The organism is Cupriavidus taiwanensis (assembly GCF_900249755.1).
In the GTDB taxonomy this organism is placed as follows: domain Bacteria; phylum Pseudomonadota; class Gammaproteobacteria; order Burkholderiales; family Burkholderiaceae; genus Cupriavidus; species Cupriavidus taiwanensis_D.
This window is the reverse complement of the sequence record NZ_LT976853.1, coordinates 933,425-951,786: the sequence shown is the minus strand read 5'-3', so window position 1 is coordinate 951,786 and position 18,362 is coordinate 933,425. Positions and strand designations below refer to the sequence as shown.

At 68.0% G+C, this 18,362-nt stretch carries 16 protein-coding genes; 7 read left to right on the top strand and 9 right to left on the bottom strand.

Annotated elements, in window-relative coordinates; translation table 11 throughout:
• Window positions 1-11: 11 nt before the first annotated feature.
• Together tssB and tssH are read right to left on the bottom strand one after the other, a co-directional pair.
• On the bottom strand, window positions 12-545 hold the full coding sequence (gene tssB / locus CBM2594_RS04340) for a type VI secretion system contractile sheath small subunit (RefSeq protein ID WP_116355766.1): 534 nt from the start codon (window positions 543-545) through the stop codon (window positions 12-14).
• Between the two features lie 39 nt (window positions 546-584).
• Window positions 585-3,299: a type VI secretion system ATPase TssH gene (tssH, locus tag CBM2594_RS04335; RefSeq protein WP_116355765.1), complete on the bottom strand. Its 2,715-nt coding sequence runs from the start codon at window positions 3,297-3,299 to the stop codon at window positions 585-587.
• 371 nt (window positions 3,300-3,670) lie between these two features.
• On the opposite strand from tssH, the gene CBM2594_RS04330 reads away from it, so the two are divergent.
• The 5 genes from CBM2594_RS04330 to tssA all read left to right on the top strand — a co-directional run bounded on the left by CBM2594_RS04330 (window position 3,671) and on the right by tssA (window position 8,962).
• Complete coding sequence (locus CBM2594_RS04330; protein WP_232346557.1) at window positions 3,671-4,444, top strand: TagK domain-containing protein; 774 nt, start codon at window positions 3,671-3,673, stop codon at window positions 4,442-4,444.
• On the top strand, window positions 4,437-4,958 hold the full coding sequence (gene tssE, locus CBM2594_RS04325; protein ID WP_116355763.1) for a type VI secretion system baseplate subunit TssE: 522 nt from the start codon (window positions 4,437-4,439) through the stop codon (window positions 4,956-4,958). Before CBM2594_RS04330 ends, tssE begins: the two co-directional genes overlap by 8 nt.
• A gap of 4 nt (window positions 4,959-4,962) precedes the next feature.
• Entirely contained in the window at window positions 4,963-6,843 is a 1,881-nt protein-coding gene (tssF, locus tag CBM2594_RS04320; protein ID WP_116355762.1) for a type VI secretion system baseplate subunit TssF, read from the top strand.
• Window positions 6,844-6,845: 2 nt separating this feature from the next.
• On the top strand, window positions 6,846-7,880 hold the full coding sequence (gene tssG / locus CBM2594_RS04315) for a type VI secretion system baseplate subunit TssG (RefSeq protein WP_116355761.1): 1,035 nt from the start codon (window positions 6,846-6,848) through the stop codon (window positions 7,878-7,880).
• Between the two features lie 62 nt (window positions 7,881-7,942).
• The gene (tssA, locus tag CBM2594_RS04310; RefSeq protein WP_373457579.1) at window positions 7,943-8,962 is read left to right on the top strand and encodes a type VI secretion system protein TssA; all 1,020 of its coding nucleotides are present in this window, start codon (window positions 7,943-7,945) and stop codon (window positions 8,960-8,962) included.
• A gap of 15 nt (window positions 8,963-8,977) precedes the next feature.
• Here the strand turns inward: tssA and CBM2594_RS04305 are convergent, their stop codons facing one another.
• The 5 genes from CBM2594_RS04305 to CBM2594_RS04285 are packed head-to-tail and all read right to left on the bottom strand — an operon-like array spanning window position 8,978 to window position 15,121.
• A complete protein-coding gene (locus CBM2594_RS04305; protein ID WP_116355759.1) occupies window positions 8,978-9,202 on the bottom strand; it encodes a formate dehydrogenase subunit delta in 225 nt (74 codons plus the stop codon).
• Window positions 9,199-10,074: a formate dehydrogenase accessory sulfurtransferase FdhD gene (fdhD, locus tag CBM2594_RS04300; protein WP_116355758.1), complete on the bottom strand. Its 876-nt coding sequence runs from the start codon at window positions 10,072-10,074 to the stop codon at window positions 9,199-9,201. Before fdhD ends, CBM2594_RS04305 begins: the two co-directional genes overlap by 4 nt.
• Before the next feature lie 15 nt (window positions 10,075-10,089).
• A complete protein-coding gene (gene fdhF, locus CBM2594_RS04295) occupies window positions 10,090-12,969 on the bottom strand; it encodes a formate dehydrogenase subunit alpha (RefSeq protein ID WP_116355757.1) in 2,880 nt (959 codons plus the stop codon).
• Between the two features lie 35 nt (window positions 12,970-13,004).
• Entirely contained in the window at window positions 13,005-14,567 is a 1,563-nt protein-coding gene (locus CBM2594_RS04290; RefSeq protein ID WP_116355756.1) for a formate dehydrogenase beta subunit, read from the bottom strand.
• Complete coding sequence (locus tag CBM2594_RS04285; protein ID WP_116355755.1) at window positions 14,564-15,121, bottom strand: formate dehydrogenase subunit gamma; 558 nt, start codon at window positions 15,119-15,121, stop codon at window positions 14,564-14,566. Before CBM2594_RS04285 ends, CBM2594_RS04290 begins: the two co-directional genes overlap by 4 nt.
• 160 nt (window positions 15,122-15,281) lie before the next feature.
• Here CBM2594_RS04285 and CBM2594_RS04280 point away from each other — a divergent pair, with 160 nt between their 5' ends.
• Window positions 15,282-16,382: a substrate-binding domain-containing protein gene (locus CBM2594_RS04280; protein WP_116355754.1), complete on the top strand. Its 1,101-nt coding sequence runs from the start codon at window positions 15,282-15,284 to the stop codon at window positions 16,380-16,382.
• On the opposite strand, the gene fdxA is transcribed toward CBM2594_RS04280, so the two are convergent.
• Window positions 16,379-16,708, bottom strand: a complete 330-nt coding sequence (gene fdxA / locus CBM2594_RS04275) for a ferredoxin FdxA (protein WP_116355753.1) — start codon at window positions 16,706-16,708, stop codon at window positions 16,379-16,381. The genes CBM2594_RS04280 and fdxA overlap by 4 nt on opposite strands.
• A 143-nt stretch (window positions 16,709-16,851) precedes the next feature.
• A complete protein-coding gene (locus CBM2594_RS04270) occupies window positions 16,852-17,319 on the bottom strand; it encodes a hemerythrin domain-containing protein (protein WP_116355752.1) in 468 nt (155 codons plus the stop codon).
• 383 nt (window positions 17,320-17,702) lie between these two features.
• Here CBM2594_RS04270 and CBM2594_RS04265 point away from each other — a divergent pair, with 383 nt between their 5' ends.
• The gene (locus CBM2594_RS04265) at window positions 17,703-18,350 is read left to right on the top strand and encodes a recombinase family protein (protein ID WP_116355751.1); all 648 of its coding nucleotides are present in this window, start codon (window positions 17,703-17,705) and stop codon (window positions 18,348-18,350) included.
• Window positions 18,351-18,362: the final 12 nt, after the last annotated feature.

Genomic DNA, 18,362 nt, shown 5'->3' with positions numbered 1-18,362 from the left:
AGCCGATCGATTCAGGACTGCGGCGTCTGGGGCTTGTCTTCGCCGGCCGTGGGCCTGGGCGCTTTTGCCAGTGATTGCAGCAGCGCGGGGTCCTGCAGCAACTGGTTGATCAGCGCTTCGGCACCCGACTTTCCGTCCATGTAGGTTTGCAGGTTGGCCAGCTGGGTGCGGGCATCGAGCAATTGCCTGAGCGCGTCGACCTTGCCGGCCACGGCCGCGGGCGAGAAGTCTTCGATGCTCTCGAAGGTCATGTCGACCACGAGCTGGCCGTCGCCGGAAAGCGTATTGGGCACCGCGAGCGCTACGCGCGGCTTCATGGCCTTCATGCGCTCGTCGAAGTTGTCGATGTCGATATCCAGAAACTTGCGATCGGCAACCGCCGGCAGCGGCTCGGCTGGCGTGCCAGACAAGTCGGCCAGCACGCCCATCACGAAAGGCAGCTCGATGCGCTTCTCCGAGCCGTACACTTCGACGTCGTACTCGATCTGCACCCGCGGCGCGCGATTGCGTGCGACGAATTTCTGCGAACTGTTCACAACAGACATGGTTCTCCCCTGGGGGTTACATGGACGTGCCGGTTGGCTTCATGCCGGACCGGCCTCGGGACACTCCGGCGCAGCGGCATCGCCGCCGGCGCGGTGTTCGGTGTGGCAGGCGAGCCCGTCAGGCTCACCGTCGTCAACGCGGATCGCGATCGCGGCAAGCTGGCGCTGCTCGGACAGGGCCTGCAGCCACACGCGTGCAAGCCGCGGCTGTATGACCTGCTCGATGAAGCTGATCAGCTGGCGCGCGCCGGTCTCGCCGACCGGACAACGCTTCACGATCAGCGCGACCACCGCCGCTTCGTACGTCAGCACAATGCCGTGCTGGTCTTGCATGCGCGCCGCCACGCGATCCAGATGCAGGCGCACGATACGGCCAAGGTTGTCGGGGGCGAGCGGCAGATAGGGCACGACCACCAGCCGCCCCAGGAACGCCGCCGGAAATATCCTGCGCAACTCGGGCATCAGCGCCTCGCGCAGCGCGGCCGGTTCCGGCATCCGCGCGGGGTCTTCACAGAGGTCCGCCAGCAACTCGGCACCGGCATTGGTGGTCAGCAGCAGGATGGTGTTCCTGAAGTCGATATGGCGTCCCTCGCCATCCTCCATGCAGCCCTTGTCGAAGACCTGGTAGAAGACTTCGTGGACATCGGCATGCGCCTTCTCGACCTCGTCGAGCAACACCACGCTGTAGGGCCGCCGGCGCACCGCTTCGGTCAGCACGCCGCCTTCGCCATAGCCGACATAGCCCGGCGGCGCGCCCTTGAGCGTGGAGACGGTGTGCGGCTCCTGGAATTCCGAGAGATTGACGGTGATCAGGTTCTGCACGCCGCCGTACAGGGCATCGGCCAACGCCAGCGCCGTCTCGGTCTTGCCGACGCCCGACGGACCTGCCAGCAGGAACACGCCGACCGGCTTGTCCGGGTCGGTCAGCCGCGCGCGGGCGGTCTGCACGCGCTCGCCCAGCTGCAGCAGCGCGTGGTCCTGCCCGATCACGCGTTCGCCAAGCACCTGCGGCAACCGCATCACGGTCGCCACCTCGTCCGCGACCATGCGCCTGACCGGGATGCCGGTCCAGTCGGCGACGATGGCCGCGACCACGGCTGCGTCCACTTCGGTGTAGACGAGCGGCGCGCCTGCCTGCGCGTCACGAAGATCGGCCTCGAGTTGCGCCAGCGACTGCCGAACCGGCGCAGTACCCCGCGCCGGATCCGACGCAGGCTGCATCAGCGCCTGGCGGCCGGCCACCAGCTCGCGCGCCAGGCCGCGCTCCCGGCACCAGCGCGCCTCGGCCAGGGCCAGGCGCGCGCCAGCCTGCTCGCGGTCGGCCTGCGCGACGCCGATCCGCTCAGCATCCGGATGGCCGAGTTCGGCTTCCCTGGCCAATAGCGCGCATTCGACGTCGGCTGCGGCAAGTGCGTGGCGCAGGTGTTCGACCTCGGCCGGCGGCGCATGCAGTGACAGCGCAACGCGGGCACAGGCGGTGTCGAGCAGGCTGATCGCCTTGTCAGGCAACTGCCGCGAGGGGAGATAGCGGTGCGATAGCCTGACCGCGGCCCGCACCGCTTCATCGCGGATCAGCACCTGATGATGGGCCTCGAAGGTCCGGACCAGCCCTCGCACCATGGCGACGGCCGTGGTCTCCTCCGGCTCCATCACCTGCAGGGCCTGGAAGCGGCGGGTGAGCGCGGGGTCCTTTTCGATGTGGCGCTTGTACTCGCTCCAGGTGGTGGCGCCGATCATGCGCAAGGCCCCGCGCGCCAGCGCCGGCTTGAGCAGGTTCGCCGCATCGCCGGTGCCGGCCTGCCCCCCGGCGCCGACCAGCGTGTGGACTTCATCGACGAACAGGATCACGGGCGCCGCGGATCTGGCAGCTTCCTCGAGGACGCCCTTCAAGCGCGCTTCGAACTCGCCCTTCATGCTTGCGCCGGCGAGCAGCGCACCGACATCGAGGCTCAGCAACCTGGTGCCCTTCAGCGCGGGCGGCACCTCGCCCGTAGCAATGGCCTGCGCCAGCCCCTCGATGACGGCGGTCTTGCCCACGCCCGCCTCGCCGGTCAGAAGCGGATTGTTCTGACGGCGGCGCAGCAGGATATCCGTCATGGTGCGGATCTCATGCTCGCGGCCGATCACGGGATCCAGCTGACCCGCGCGCGCCGCTTCGGTCAGGTCGCGACAGTACTTGCCCAAGGCTGCAGCGCTGGCGCTGGCAGATGCCGTGGCACCGCTGGCTTCACCCGGTATGGCGGGCGCCAGGCCGCTGCCGTCATAGGCCGCTTCATGGTTCTCGGGCGACTGCGCGATGAGAGCCGGCGCCATTGCCACCAGGTCATCGGCCCGCAGCTTCGCGAACTGGTTCGAGATGCCCAGCACGGTGCGGCGCAGCTCCGGCGTCTTGAGCAGTGCGACGAGCAGGTAAGCGCCGCGCACGCGGTCATCGGAAAAGGCAAGCGTGGCATAGACCCATGCCCGCTCGATCGCCGACTCGAGCTGGAACGAGAAGTCGCTGACCGAGGCGGCGCCCGCCGGCAACGCCGCCAGCGCGCGGGCCAGGTCGGATTCGAGCACGGACAGGTCGGCGCCCGCATGGCGCAGCATGCGCTGCAGGTCGCCATCCGGTGCTTGCAGCAACTGGTGGAGCCAATGCACCAGCTCCACGTACGGATTGCCGCGGAGCTTGCAAAAGGCCGTCGCGCTTTCGATCGCCTTGAACAGGGTGAGATTGAGCCGGCCAAATAACGCCTGGCGCGAGATATCCATTCGATGCCTTTGCCTGGCAATTTCCCTGAATGTGAGAACTGCCGTTGCGCGGAAATTTTTATTGGTTTTTTAGGATATGTCCAAAACCATACGCCAGGCAAACTTCCCGCCGCGACCCCGGGTCGATCGGCTGGATCCACGAAAAATCTATAACTCTTTGATTTTAATGCCTTTCCTCGGCCGTCGCGCGATTAACACAGCTTCCTGACGCCGGCAATGACCGAATCCCCGGGCCACAGCAAATATTACGATTTTTGACATTTAATATCTGCTGCGCGTTATTTAAGAACGGCCGTCTATAAGGCAATACTTAAACTTTCATCATCCGTTTTCAATTTATATTTTCAAGATATTTAATAGGAAAATTCCTCTTGATCTTGAATGGCATCACACCTGGATTTCCGATTATTATCGGACGCTTTCCGCAACCAATAACCTCACGTGGCTGGGCGATGATCAACTGGCAGAACCGTACGGCAGAGATCGCTGCCGTCGACACGCGACCCGGCGGCGACAGCGCTCCGCCATGGCCCTCGGATGCACCCGGCGAGACGCAGCCAGCCACGGCCGATCCATACGCGCTGGTAAAGCCCGCCGGCGCCTGCGCAGCTACGGACGCGGCTGCCGCTGACCCTGCCGACGTGCTCGACCAGCTCAAGCGCGAGGCCGAGGCGGCGCTACGGGATCCCGACTACGTCAGTGCGCACGCCGGCTTCGCTGCGCCACCGGCGGGGCCGGTGCCGGTGCTGGCCGAAGGCGACGCGAAGCCGCTGCAAACGCCCGCGCGCGAAGCGAACCATGGCGACAGCCTGCTGGACATGCTGGCCACGGCTGGCCACATTGATTCCCTGCTCGGCGCCCGCGCAACCCTTGAAGATCACGAGCTCTTTTCAATGCCGGCTGTGCCCGACGTACTGTGGCTGTTCGCTGGCGACATGGCTCCCGCGCGTCGCCGTGGCGTCACCGCAAGGCTTACCCGCCGCGAGCACCACCTGGTCTCGATGGACAGCGCCTACCGCCCCGCTCCGGCTTCAGCGCCAGGGCGTGACGGCATCCGCCTTTGCCGCGAGCCCGGGTGGGCCGATGCAACGGACGTCGCCATACCGGATGCCGGCACGCTCAGCGTCGACGCGCAGCATGGCTGAGCACCGTCCGCCGCGTCGTCCGAATACGCAACTGCTGCCGACGCTGCTGGACCGGTTGCGCGACGACGCGCCCCAGCGCCAGGCGGAAAGCGCCGACGAATACACCGTCACGCGCGCCCGGATGCGCGAGATCATCCAGCGCGACCTCACCTTCCTGCTCAACACCACCAATCACGAGGACGAGATCGATCGCAAGCGCTATCCCGCCGCCGCGGCCTCAACCCTCAACTACGGGGTGCCTCCGGTCGCCGGCAGCTACCTGGCCGAGCACAAGTGGAACGATATCGTCACCATCGTCAGGCGCGCGATCCTGGACTTCGAACCCCGGCTCATTCCCGGCTCGCTGGAAGTGAAGCCGCTGCGGAAGGAAGACGCGCCGCAACGCTACAACACCTTGGTGTTCGAGATCAAAGGCCTGATCCACATGAACCCGTATCCGATGGCATTCACTGCCCAAAGCTCGCTCGACCTGGAGACCAGTCGGATGCGCGTCCAATCGATCCACGCCAGCTGACACCATGGACCCGCAACTGCTCGATTACTACAATCGCGAGCTCGTCTACCTGCGCGAACTGGCGGGGGAATTCGCCAGGCAGCACCCGAAGGTCGCGAAACGGCTGGGCATGCAAGGCATCGAGGTGGCCGACCCCTACGTGGAGCGACTGATCGAGGCGTTCTGCTTCCTGTCGGCGCGCACCGAGATCAAGCTCGATGCAGAGTTCCCCCGCTTCACGCAGCGCCTGCTCGAGGTGATCTACCCCAACTTCGTCGCGCCGACGCCGTCGATTGCGGTGGCGCAGTTCCATCCAAGCCAGAGCGAAGGTGACTTTGCGCGCGGCGTGCAGGTGCCGCGCGGCACGGAACTCAACGCGGCGGCCGCGCCCGGCGAGAAGACCGCGTGCCAGTTCAGGACCACGCAGCCGCTGACGCTGTGGCCGGTCGAGATCACGGACGCGCGGCTCACCGGCATTCCGCCCGATGTCAGGGGACCGGAGCGCTATGTGCCCGCCCACGTGACCGTGCAGGGCGCCCTGCGCCTGCGCCTGCGCTGCACGCGCGACGCCACCTTCGACCAGTTGCCCGGCCTGGATCACCTGCCGGTCTACCTGTGCGGCGACGACCTGATCGCCTCGCAACTTTTCGAACTGCTGCACAGCGCCGGCGTGGCGACGCTGATCGGGGCGCCCGGGACCCTGGGCGAGCGCCCCGGTGCCGTGGCGCAGGATGCGGTCGGCTACATAGGCATGGGACCGGGCGAAGGCGCGCTGCCCTTGCAGTGGAACAGTTTCCACGGCCACAACCTGCTGCATGAGTACTTCGCCTGCCCGCAACGCTTCTATTTCTTCGGCCTCAACCGGCTGGCGCAGGGGTTGGGCCGGATCCACGGCAAGGAGGCCGAGATCGTGGTGCTGCTGTCAAAGCCGCCCCGGGACCTGGCCAGCAAGGTCGACCGCGAACAGTTCGCGCTGTTCTGTACCCCGGTGGTCAACCTGTTTCCCAGGCGCACCGATCGCATCGAGGTCTCGCCCGGCCGCGCCGAGTTTCATCTGGTCGCCGACCGCCAGCACCCGCTGGACTTTGAGATCCACGCTGTCATGCGGCTCAGCGCACAGCGGTCCCGGCACAGCGCAGGCATCGATTTCCGCCCGCTCTTCACCACCCTGAATGGCGATGAGGGCAACCACGGCCGCTATTTTTCGCTGCGGCGTGAGCGTCGGCTGGTCTCCGAGCTGGCCCGCAAGTACGGCACCCGCACGGCGTACGTCGGCACCGAGCTGTTCGTCTCGCTGGTGGACCAGAACGAAGCGCCCTATCCGGACGCGCTGCGCTACCTGTCCGCGCAAGCGCTGGTCACCAATCGCGACCTGCCCAACCTGGTACCACGCAACGGCCGCTACGACCTGACCCCGGCCGCTTCCATCCCCGTGGACGGGATCGGCCTGATCCGCGCGCCGTCGGCGCCGCGGCCGCCCTACGCGGACGGCGAGATGGCGTGGCGGCTGATACGGCTGCTGGGCTTCAACTACTTGTCGCTGACCGAACTGGAGCCCCGCCGGGGCGGCCAGGGCCTGCGCGACATGCTGCGCCTGTTCGTGGCGAACGACGACCTCGCGCACCAGCGGCAAATTCAAGGCCTGGCCGGCGTCGACGTGAAGCCGGTCATGCGCCGGCTGCCAGGCAGCGGGCCGCTGATCTATGGCCGCGGCATCCAGTGCCGGCTCACGGTGGACGAAGCCGGCTTCTCCGGCATCAGCCCCTACCTGTTCGGCGTGGTGCTGGAGCATTTCCTGGCGCGCCACGTCTCGGTCAATGTCTTCACGCAAACCGAACTGCACGCGATGCAGCGCGGCCTGGTGCATCGCTGGCCCGTGCGCATGGGCGGCCGCGGCGCGGTGTAGCCATGCGCAAAGGCAACGACGACACGGTGCCGCCACCGGCGGCGGCCACGCCGGAAGTCTATGCCGGCCAGGCGCCGTGGAAGCTGAGCTTTCTGGGGCTCCTGCGGCATCTGTCCGCACGACACCCCGGCCTGCCCCCGATCGGACTGGCACGCCGGCCCTGCGACGAGCCGTTCAGGGCGGGCCAGCAGGCCGCGCTCACCTTCGCGCCGCGCGAGATCGCGCAGGTGCGGCGGCAGTCCGGCCGGCTCAAGGTGCAACTGTTCGGGCTTGGCATGCTGGGACCCAACGGGGCCCTGCCGCTTCACGTGACCGAAATCGTGCGCGAGCGCAGCGCGGCACACCACGACGACACCACGGCCGACTTCCTGGACCTGTTCCATCATCGCGCCTTCACGCAGTTCTATCGTGCGTGGGCAAGCGCGCAGGCCACCGCGGGCCTGGACCGGCGCAACGACGAGGTGTTCTCGCGTTATATCGGCTGGCTGTCGGGCAATGAAGCCGGCGAAATCGCGCACAGCCCGCTGCCGCCGCACGCGCGGCTCGCTGCGAGCGCGCACCAGGTGCGCGAAGCCCGCAATCCGGACGGCATCGCGGCCACGCTCTCGCACTTCTTCGGCGTGCCCGTCAGGCTGGAGGAATACGTATTGCACTGGATCGCCGTCGATGCGGCCGAACACAGCCGCCTGGGACACCCGGGCGCCCCGGGCGTGATGGGGCAAGGCGCCATGCTGGGCGAAATGGTGCCTGACCGCCAGCACAAGTTCCGCCTGGTGATCGGCCCGCTCGGGTTGCAGCAATACCTGAACTTCACACCGAACGGCAGGGACCTTGCCACGCTCATCGAATGGGTGCGCGCCTTCGTCGGTTTCGAATTCGTCTGGGAGGCCGAACTGCAGGTAATGCCGGAAGCAGCGCCCCCCGCGGTGCTGGGCTCGCAGGAGCGCCTCGGCTGGTCCACATGGCTGGGCGAACCGGATCGCGGCCGCGCCATCACCGGAATGGTATTCGAGCCCGAACACTACGCAACGCCATGACCAGAACCCCCAAGGCCAAGCCCGTGCCGGTGCCGGCACCGGATTTCCCCTTCCCAGAACTGCTGGAACCGATCGCCCCCGACCGGCCATGCGGTGACGACCTGGAGTACGACCCCGAGTTCATCGTGCTGCAGGCCCGGGCAGCGCCCAAACCCGACGCACAGTACGGCAGCTTTGTCAGCGAGCCCGAGGCCGTCAACTGGGCGGACCTGGAGCGGGACTGCCGGCGCCTGCTGCTGCGCACGCGCGACCTGCGTATCCTGGTGCTGCTGCTGCGCTGCCGTACCCGGCTAGGCCAGTCCAGCGGCCTGCGCGACGGGCTCGCGGCGATGGCGCGGCTGCTGGCAACGTGGCCGGATGCCATCCACCCGCAGCTATGCGTCGATGGCGAGGCCGATCCCGCGATGCGCGCCAATGCGCTGGCAGCGCTGACCGACCCGGAAGGACTGATGCGGGACGTGCGCGAACTCACCATCACCGGCAACGCGGCACTTCGGCTGCAGATCCGCGATGTCGAGCGTTCACTTGGCATGCCGCGGCCAGCTGACGCGCTGGCACCGGAATCGGTGCGGCTGCACTTGCAGGCGCTGCGCCAGCAGAACAGCCCAGCCCTCGCGGCGCTGGACGAGGCCACCGCTCATGCAGCGGCCATTGAGCGCTGGGCGAAAGCCAATCTGCAGGAGAACGGTCCTGACCTGAGCCCGTTGCTAAAGCTGCTTGGCATGCTGACCACCCCGGTCGCGACCGCGCCGGCAGCGCCTGGCGCCGCGACAGCCGCCGCGGCACGAGCCTGCGTGTCTGCCGAATGCCCTTCCGATACCGATGCGGCGGGCAGTCCTTGTGCCAGCGCAGCCGCCGTGCACCCGCAAAAGCCGCGCGATCAGCCGCGCGATCAGCCACGCGATCGCGATGCCGCGCTGGCCGGCATCCGCAGCGCGCGTGAGTGGTTCGAGCTCCACGAGCCCAGCAGTCCGGTGGCACTGCTGCTCAGGCAGGCGGAACGGCTGGCCGGCAAGCGCTTCGATGAGGTATTCCAGGCGCTCCCCGCCGAGCTGGTCGAGCGCTGGACGCGGGACATGTAGCCGCACTGGCGCAAGCTACTCCAGCATCGCCCGGTGCCTGCCCAGCGCTTCCTGCACGATCTCCAGCAGCCCGCTGCCCGCATCGGCGTCGACATGTCCCAGCAAGGCCCGGCGCATGCGCGGCTCCCAGAAGCGCTTGATATGCCCGGCAATATCCGCGACCGCCTCGTCGCGATCGGGCATGGCTTCGAAGAAGCTGCCGATCTGGTTGGCCATGGTGATGAGGTTGTCGATCTTCATGCCAGACTCTGGTGGGTGCTGCTGTGCTGCAGACGTTCGGGATGGGCGTACACCACGTGCGCGCCGGCGCGCACGAAGCCGGCCAGGGTGATGCCGGCCTGCTCGGCCAGGCGCACGGCAAGCGCGGTCGGTGCGGACACCGCCGCCAGCACGCCGGCGCCGATGGCGGCGGTCTTCAGCACCATTTCATAGCTCGCGCGGCTGGTCACCAGCACCGCGCCGCCGGCGATGTCATCGCCGCTGCGCGCGAGCGCGCCGGCCAGCTTGTCCAGCGCGTTGTGGCGGCCCACGTCCTCGCGCACCAGCGACACGTGACCGTCGGCGCGCAGCCAGGCGGCGGCGTGGGTCGCGCCGGTATGGCGCTGCAAGGCCTGGCGCAGCTGCAATTGCACGAAGGCGGCCTGGATCACGTCGGTGTGGAAGCTCGCCGGGCTTTGCACCGGCGCCGGCGCGCGCATCACCTGTTCCAGCGATTCGCTGCCGCAGAGCCCGCAGCCGGTGCGCCCGGCCAGCGAGCGGCGCCGGTCCTTGAGCCGCATGAACGCCGCCGAAGCGATGTTTAGCTGCACGGCGATGCCGTGGGGGCGCGTGTCGATGTCGATGTCGTAGACCTCGCGCGCGCTGCCGACGATGCCTTCGCTCAGGCTGAAGCCGAGCGCGAAATCTTCCAGGTCGGCGGGCGTGGCCAGCATCACCGCGTGCGAGATGCCGTTGTACTCCAGCGCCACCGGCACCTCCTCGGCCACCTCGTCGGGGCTCAGCATCAGTTCGCCGCCGCGCCAGCGGTTGACGGCGAAGGTGCTGTGGGTCGGTGTCGCGGTATCTTCCACCGCGGCCGGTTCAAGTTCCGGCGAAGGCATGCAGCGCATCATGGCGTGGCCCTCCGCTCAGCCCGCGGCCTGCGCCGGGTCGGCGCTGGCCGCCTCCAGCAGCCGCAGCTGGGTCGCGTTGAAGTCCTGGTACTGGCGCTGCCATGCCGACGGCTGCGCCACCGGCAGCACCTGCACCGCGGTGACCTTGTACTCCGGGCAATTGGTGGCCCAGTCAGAGTTGTCGGTGGTGATCACGTTGGCGCCGGACTCGGGGAAGTGGAAGGTGGTGTAGACCACGCCCGGCTGCATGCGCTCGCTGACGATGGCGCGCAGCACGGTGTCGCCGGCCCGGCTCTGCACGCCGACCCAGTCGCCGTCCTTGATGCCGCGCTCCTCGGCGTCGTGCGGATGGATCTCGAGGCGGTCCTCGGCGTGCCAGTGGACGTTGTCGGTGCGCCGCGTCTGTGCGCCGACGTTGTACTGCGACAGGATGCGCCCGGTGGTCAGGATCAGCGGGAAGGCTCGCGTGATCTTTTCGGTGGTGGGCACGTACTTGGTGATGATGAACTTGCCCCTGCCGCGCACGAAGGCATCGATATGCATGGTCGGCGTGCCTTCCGGCGCGTCGGCGTTGCACGGCCACTGGATGCTGCCGAGCTGGTCCAGGCGCTTGTAGCTGACACCCGCGAAGGTCGGCGTCAGCCGCGCGATCTCGTCCATGATCTCGGACGGATGCTTGTAGTCCATCGGGTAGCCCAGCGCATTGGCCAGCAGCATGGTGGCCTCCCAGTCGGCATAGCGCGCCTTGGGCGGCATCACCTTGCGCACGCGCGAGATGCGGCGCTCGGCGTTGGTGAAGGTGCCGTCCTTTTCCAGGAAGGACGAGCCCGGCAGGAATACGTGCGCGTACTTGGCGGTCTCGTTAAGGAAGATGTCCTGCACCACGATGCAATCCATCGACGACAGCGCCTCGGACACGTGTTGCGTGTTCGGGTCCGACTGGACGATATCCTCGCCCTGGCAGTACAGCCCCTTGAAGCTGCCGGCCAGCGCGGCCTCGAACATATTGGGGATGCGCAGGCCCGGCTCAGGGCTGATCTCGACATTCCACGCCGATTCGAACAGCCCGCGCACGGTCGAATCCGACACATGGCGATAGCCCGGCAGTTCATGCGGGAACGAACCGATATCGCACGAGCCCTGCACGTTGTTCTGCCCGCGCAGCGGGTTCACGCCCACGCCCTCGCGGCCGATATTGCCGGTGGCCATGGCCAGGTTGGCGATGCCCATCACGGTGGTGGAGCCTTGCGCGTGCTCGGTCACGCCCAGGCCGTAGTAGATCGCGGCGTTGCCGCCGGTGGCGTACAGGCGCGCGGCGCCGCGCAGCTGTTCGGCGGGAACGCCGGTAACGCCGGCCATCGCCTCGGGCGAGTTCTCCGGCAGCGAGACAAAATCGCGCCACTGCCGGAACGCGCGGTCCTCGCAGCGCTCGGCGATAAAGGCTTCATCGAGCAGGCCTTCGGTGACGATCACATGCGCCAGCGACGTCACCAGCGCGACGTTGGTGCCGGGGCGCAGCTGCAGGTGGAAGTCGGCGCGGATATGCGGCGAGTCGACCAGGTCGATGCGGCGCGGATCGACCACGATCAGCTTCGCGCCGGCGCGCAGGCGCTTCTTCATGCGCGAGGCAAAGACCGGGTGGCCATCGGTCGGGTTGGCGCCGATCACCATGATCACGTCGGCCTTCTCGACCGACTTGAAGGTCTGCGTGCCCGCCGACTCGCCCAGCGTCTGCTTCAGGCCATAGCCGGTCGGCGAATGGCACACGCGCGCGCAGGTGTCGACGTTGTTGTTGCCGAACGCGGCGCGCACCAGCTTCTGCACCAGGTAGCCCTCTTCATTGGTGCAGCGCGACGACACGATGCCGCCGATCGAATCCTTGCCGTGCTGCGCCTGGATGCGCTTGAACGCCGACGCGGCATAGTCGATGGCTTCTTCCCACGACACTTCGCGCCACGGATCGGTGATCTTCGCGCGGATCATCGGCTTGAGGATGCGGTCCTTGTGCGTAGCGTAGCCCCACGCAAAGCGGCCCTTGACGCAGGCGTGGCCCTCGTTGGCCTTGCCGTCCTTGTGCGGCACCATGCGCACCACTTCATTGCCCTTCATCTCGGCCTTGAACGAACAGCCCACGCCGCAATAGGCGCAGGTGGTCACGGTGCTGTGCGAGGGCTGGCCGAACTTGATAATCGAAGTCTCGGTCAGCGTCGCGGTCGGGCAGGCCTGCACGCAGGCGCCGCACGAGACGCAGTCCGATTCCATGAACGGCTGGCTGGTGCCGGGCGAGACGCGCGCATCGAAGCCGCGGCCGCTGATGGTCAGCGCGAAGGTGCCCTGCGTTTCCTCGCAGGCGCGCACGCAGCGGTTGCAGACGATGCACTTGGACGGGTCGTAGGTGAAGTAAGGATTGGATTCGTCCTTCTTCATCTGCGTGTGCGTGGCGATCGGCGCAGCGTCCGGGCCGCCGTCGTTGTAGCGCACTTCACGCAAACCCACCACCCCGGCCATGTCCTGCAGTTCGCAATTGCCGTTGGTCGGGCAGGTCAGGCAATCGAGCGGGTGGTCGGAGATATACAGCTCCATCACGCCGCGGCGCAGGTCGGCGAGCTTGTCGCTCTGGGTCCTGACCTTCATGCCGGCCTCGACCGGCGTGGTGCACGAGGCCGGATAGCCACGCCGCCCTTCGATCTCGACCAGGCACAGCCGGCACGAGCCGAAGGCTTCCAGGCTGTCGGTGGCGCACAGCTTGGGCACGGCGATCTGCGCTTGCATCGCGGCGCGCATCACCGACGTGCCGGCAGGCACGGTGACGCTGACGCCGTCGACCTCCAGCGTGACCAGTTCGGTCGATGGGCTGGCGGGTGTGCCGAAATCAATCTCGTTGCGGGCGTTCATGGCGGTTTGTCTCCCGTGTCGCTGCTGGACCTGGCTCAGGCGGCCCTGGCCGGGTTGGAGGCGAGGCCGAAGTCCTCGGGGAATTCGTTCAGCGCGGACAGCACCGGGTACGGCGTCATGCCGCCCATCGCGCACAGCGAGCCGTTGAGCATGGTGTCGCACAGGTCGCGCACCAGCTTGACGTGCTTCACCGGCTGCTCGCCGGCGATGATGCGGTCCATCACTTCGACCCCGCGGGTCGAGCCGATCCGGCACGGGGTGCACTTGCCGCACGATTCGATCGCGCAGAACTCCATCGCGTAGCGCGCCTGCCTGGCCATGTCGACGGTCTCGTCGAATACCACGATGCCGCCGTGGCCGACCACGCCGCCGAACGCGGCATAGGCTTCATAGTCCAGCGGCACGTCGAAGCGCGACTCGGGCAGGTAGGCGCCCAGCGGGCCACCCACCTGTACCGCGCGGATGGCGCGGCCGCTGCGCGTGCCGCCGCCGTAATCGACCAGCAGCTCGCGCAGCGTGACGCCGAACGCCTTCTCCACCAGTCCGCCCCGCTTGATATTGCCGGCCAGCTGGAACGGCAGCGTGCCGCGCGAGCGGCCCATGCCGAAGTCGCGGTAGTACTGCGCGCCGCGCGCCAGGATCACCGGCACCGTGGCCAGCGAGATCACGTTGTTGATCACCGTGGGCTGGCCGAACAGGCCCTTCAGCGCGGGCAGCGGCGGCTTGGCGCGAACCACGCCGCGCCGGCCTTCCAGGCTTTCCAGCAGCGCGGTTTCCTCGCCGCAGACATAGGCGCCGGCGCCCTTGCGCACTTCCAGATGGAAGCGCCTGCCGCTGCCGCGGATGTCGTCGCCGAGCCAGCCCGCGGCGCTGGCGATGCCGATCGCGCTTTCGAGCACGGCGATCGCGTGTGGGTATTCGGAACGGCAGTAGATATAGCCCTGCTCCGCGCCGACCGCGAGGCCGGCGATGGTCATGCCCTCGATCAGCATGAAGGGGTCGTCCTCCATCACCATGCGGTCGGAGAACGTGCCCGAGTCGCCTTCATCGGCATTGCAGACGATGTACTTGACCTCGGACTGCGCGCCCAGCACGGTCTTCCACTTGATGCCGGTCGGGAACGCCGCGCCGCCGCGGCCGCGCAGGCCGGAATCAGTGACTTCCTGCACGATGTCGGCGGGCGCCATCGACAGCGCGCGCTCCAGCCCGGCAAAGCCCTCATGCGCGCGATAGTCTTCCAGCGACAGCGGATCGGTGATGCCGACGCGGGCGAAGGTCAGGCGCTCCTGCTTCTTCAGGAACGGGATCTCGTCGGTCAGGCCGTGCGCCAGCGCATGCGCGCCGCCCTGCAGCAGGCCGGCGTCGAACAGCGCCGGCACGTCGGCCGCGCTGACCGGGCCGTAGGCGACGCGGCCGGCGGCGGTCTGCACCTCGACCAGCGGCTCCAGCCAGAACATGCCGCGCGAACCGTTGCGCACGATGCGGATGGATTCGCCGCGCGCGGCGGCTTCGCGCGCGATGGCGCGCGCCACCGCATCGGCGCCCAGCGCCAGCGCGGTGGAGTCGCGCGGCACGAAGAGAGTGGTGACGGTGCTCATGCCTGGGCCTCCGCTTCTGCCGCTTCTGCCGCTTCCGCCGGCGCGCGCAGCGCGCGCACCAGCGCGTCGAAGCGCGCGGCATCGACGTACCCGTGCAGTTGATCGCCGATCATCACCGCGGGGCCGCAGGCACACTGGCCCAGGCAATAGACCGGCTCCAGCGTCACCTGCCCGTCCGCGCTGGTTTCATGGAAGCCGCAGCCCAGCGCGCGCTGCGCGTGCCCGGCCAGCGCCTCGGCACCGACGGCCTGGCACGCCTCGGCGCGGCATACCTGCACCACATGCCGGCCGGCGGGCTGCTGGCGGAAGTGATGGTAGAAGGTGATCACGCCGTGCACTTCGGCGCGCGACAGGTTCAGCGCGCGCGCGATCACGGGCACGGCGGTGTCGGGGATAAAGCCCTGCGTGTCCTGGATCTCGTGCAGGATCGGCAGCAAGGCGCCCGGCATGTGCTGCCGTGCCGCGACGATGGCGGCAATGTGCGCGGTATCCGGGGAAGCCGGGGAAGCCGGGGCACCGGTGGCACGTGGCGCGCTGGGGGCGATATCTGGCATGGCGTCTCCTGTGAGGGCTCGCCAGGACCTGCGGCAAGCCTGCCCGGGTCCCGATTATATGCTATTTTTTTCCTATTTCCGGGCCACCGGATCGCCGTTTCGCCCGTTAGGCGGACTATATGAGAGTGACAGCGGCCCTTCAATAAGCTATTTTCTACATATGATCCGTATCTCGATCCACCCTCACCTGCAGATCCGGGACGACGCCCGGGCCGGCGCCGAGCCGCTCGACGTGTCGCGGCTGGTGGCCCTGCTCGGCCATATCGGGGAATCCGGCAGCATCAGCCAGTCGGCCCAGGCGGTGTCGCTGTCGTACCGCTATGCCTGGGGCATCCTGCGCGACGCCGAGGCGCTGTTCGGCGGCCCGCTGATCGACAAGACGCGCGGGCGCGGCAGCGCGCTGACGCCGCTGGCGCAGCAGCTGGTGTGGGCCAGCAAGCGGATCGGCGCGCGGCTGTCGCCGACGCTGGACAGCCTGGCGTCAGAACTGGAGATCGAGTTGCAGAAGCTGATGGCGCAGCCCGAGGCCACGGCGCGGCTGCATGCCAGCCACGGCTTCGCGGTGGCGGCGCTGCGCGACTTCCTCGACGAGCAGCAGGTGCGGCACGACCTGAAGTACTGCGGCAGCGTCGAGGCAGTGGCGGCGCTGGCCGAAGGCGCCTGCGACATCGCCGGTTTTCACGTACCGGTGGGCGAGTTCGAGCACGGCATGTGGCGCCACTTCACCACCTGGCTCAAGCCCGAGAGCCACTGCCTGGTGCACCTGGCGGTGCGCAGCCAGGGATTGTTCGTGCGGCCGGGCAACCCGCTCGGCATCCATACGCTCGAAGACCTGACCCGGCGCGACGTGCGCTTCGTCAACCGGCAGGTCGGCTCCGGCACGCGGCTGCTGCTGGACCTGATGCTGGCGGCGCGCGGCATCGACGGCGCGCGCATCGAGGGCTACAGCAATGGGGAATTCACCCACGCCGCGGTGGCGGCGTATATCGGCAGCGGCATGGCCGATGTGGGCTTTGGCGTGGAAACCGCGGCGCGGCGCTTCGGGCTGGCCTTCGTGCCGGTGATCAAGGAGCGCTATTTCTTTGCGATCGAGCGCGCCAAGCTGCGCAGCGCGGCGCTGGCCGGCGCGGTCGGGGCGCTGACCAGCGAGGCCTTCCGCCAGCGCGTCAATGCGCTGCCGGGCTATGACGGCACCCTGACCGGCACCGTGCAGACCTTGGCGGAAGCCTTCCCCGACTACCGCGGCACGCCGCCGCGCTAGCGCTTCAGCAACGACAGCCGGTCTGGATGGCCGGCCCACAACTCGTGGTCCGGCAGCGGCCCCTTGGCGTGCAACAGCGGCAGCCAGTCAGGACGCCGCGACAGTTCTGCGTTGAGCGCGAGGAAATGGCGCTGGTGTTCCGGCAGGTCATGCTCGGAATAGATCGCGCCGACCGGGCACAGCGGCACGCACATCGAGCAGTCGATGCATTGGTCGGGGTCGATGGCAAGGAAGTTCGGCCCTTCGTGGAAGCACGACATCGGGCAGACTTCGACGCAATCGGTATGGCGGCACTGGATGCAGGCATCCGTCACGACAAAGGTCATGGGGCAGTTACGGCACGGCAGGAAAACAGTGCGTGATGGTAGCGCCCGCCCGGCGCCCGTGGGAGGCGCAGGGTTGTGCAAGTCCTTCAAATCCGCTGAAGCGGCGGGGCCCGCGCAAGCCCCCGCCTGCCTGCAGCGCCGCGTCAGGCGGTCTCGCGCATCAGCTCTTCCTTGCGCGCGGCCATGGTCTGCGCCACGTCGCGCAGGTTGACCTTTTCCTTGATCACGTTCTTGAACAGCTCGCCTTCCTCTTCCTCGATGTGGTGGGAGACGTATTCCGACAGCACCGTGTAGTTGGCCTCGAGCATGTCGCCGGCCGGGTCTTCCTCGATTGCCGCGATCAGGTCCTTGGCCACCTGGTGCTCGACCTGGGCCTCGTCCAGCATGTCGTCGATCTCGTCGCTGACGCCACGCAACGCCGGATAGAAGATTTCTTCCTCGATGGTGGCATGCACGGTCAGCTGATGGCACACCTCGAGCGCGATCGATTCCTTCTCGCCGCGGTCCTCGGTGTCCTTGAACGCCTTGAACTGCTTCTTGACCGCACGGTGGTCGTCCATCAAGGCACCGAGGGCCTCGGCCTGGTCTGCGGGGATCTTCGACTTGTCCACGGTTCTCTCTCCTGGTGGGGAGCCGGCACTCCGGCTTCGCCCCGGAATGCAGGCAGATTCCGTGCCCGCGCCTTGCCCGGCGCGACGGCCAGCGCGGCGGCACGCGCGGCGGCACGCGCGGCGCGCGGGCCTGCGAGTCATTGCAATTCCTGCGCGAAGCCTTGTAATTGTGCCCGCGGCGGCGCGTGGCGCGACGCATGGCCTGTGCGCATCGGTGCTGCGCGCCGGCATAACGCGGCGGCGCATTGGCAGGCTCGCGCGGCGCGCGGCATGAAAGTTGCGGCAGTCGCGCCAGCGGTTGCGTTATCCCGCAGCAAGCCGGATCAGAAGCATAGGTCCGAACCGCCGTCACCCGTGCGGCGCGAACGCTGTCCGACACCATCATGCCGACCACATTCCTCTACTCCAATTGCGCCGATGCCCCGTCGGCGATCCAGGATGAACTGCAGGCCGCCAGCGCCGCCGGCCATGGCGTGGACCCGCACCAGGTCTTCTGCGAAGCCGCGCCGCCGTCGGTGCCGGCGCTGCAGCGCCCGCGCCTGCGCGCGCTGCAGCACAAGGTGCAGCCGGGCGACGCGGTAGTGGCGCTGCGCCTGTGCAGCCTGGGCTGGAGCGTGCCCGAGGTACTGGCGACGGTCCGGCGCTTCCGCCTGCTGGGTGTGGCGCTGTACTGCGTGCAGCTGTCGCGCACAGACCTGGCCAGCACGCCGCCGCCCGAGGCGGTCGAGGTGCTGCGCGCGGTGGCCGCGCTGGAGGGCGCCACCCGCAGCGTGCGCGTGCGCGAGAGCCTGGCCGCGGCCAAGGCCATGGGGCGCCAGGTCGGCCGTCCGCCCAAGCACACGCCGGAGCAGCGCCACGCCATCCTGAACGCGCTGTCGGCGGGCTATTCGGTCAGCGAGACCGCGCGGCGCTTCAACACCTCGCGCCAGACCGTGCTGCGCATCCGGGCCTCCGAGCCGCTGGCGCAGCGCGCCGCGGCCGTCGCCATGGCCGACACCGAAGAATCCGCCACCGAGGCGACCACAGAATGAAACCGGCCGCGG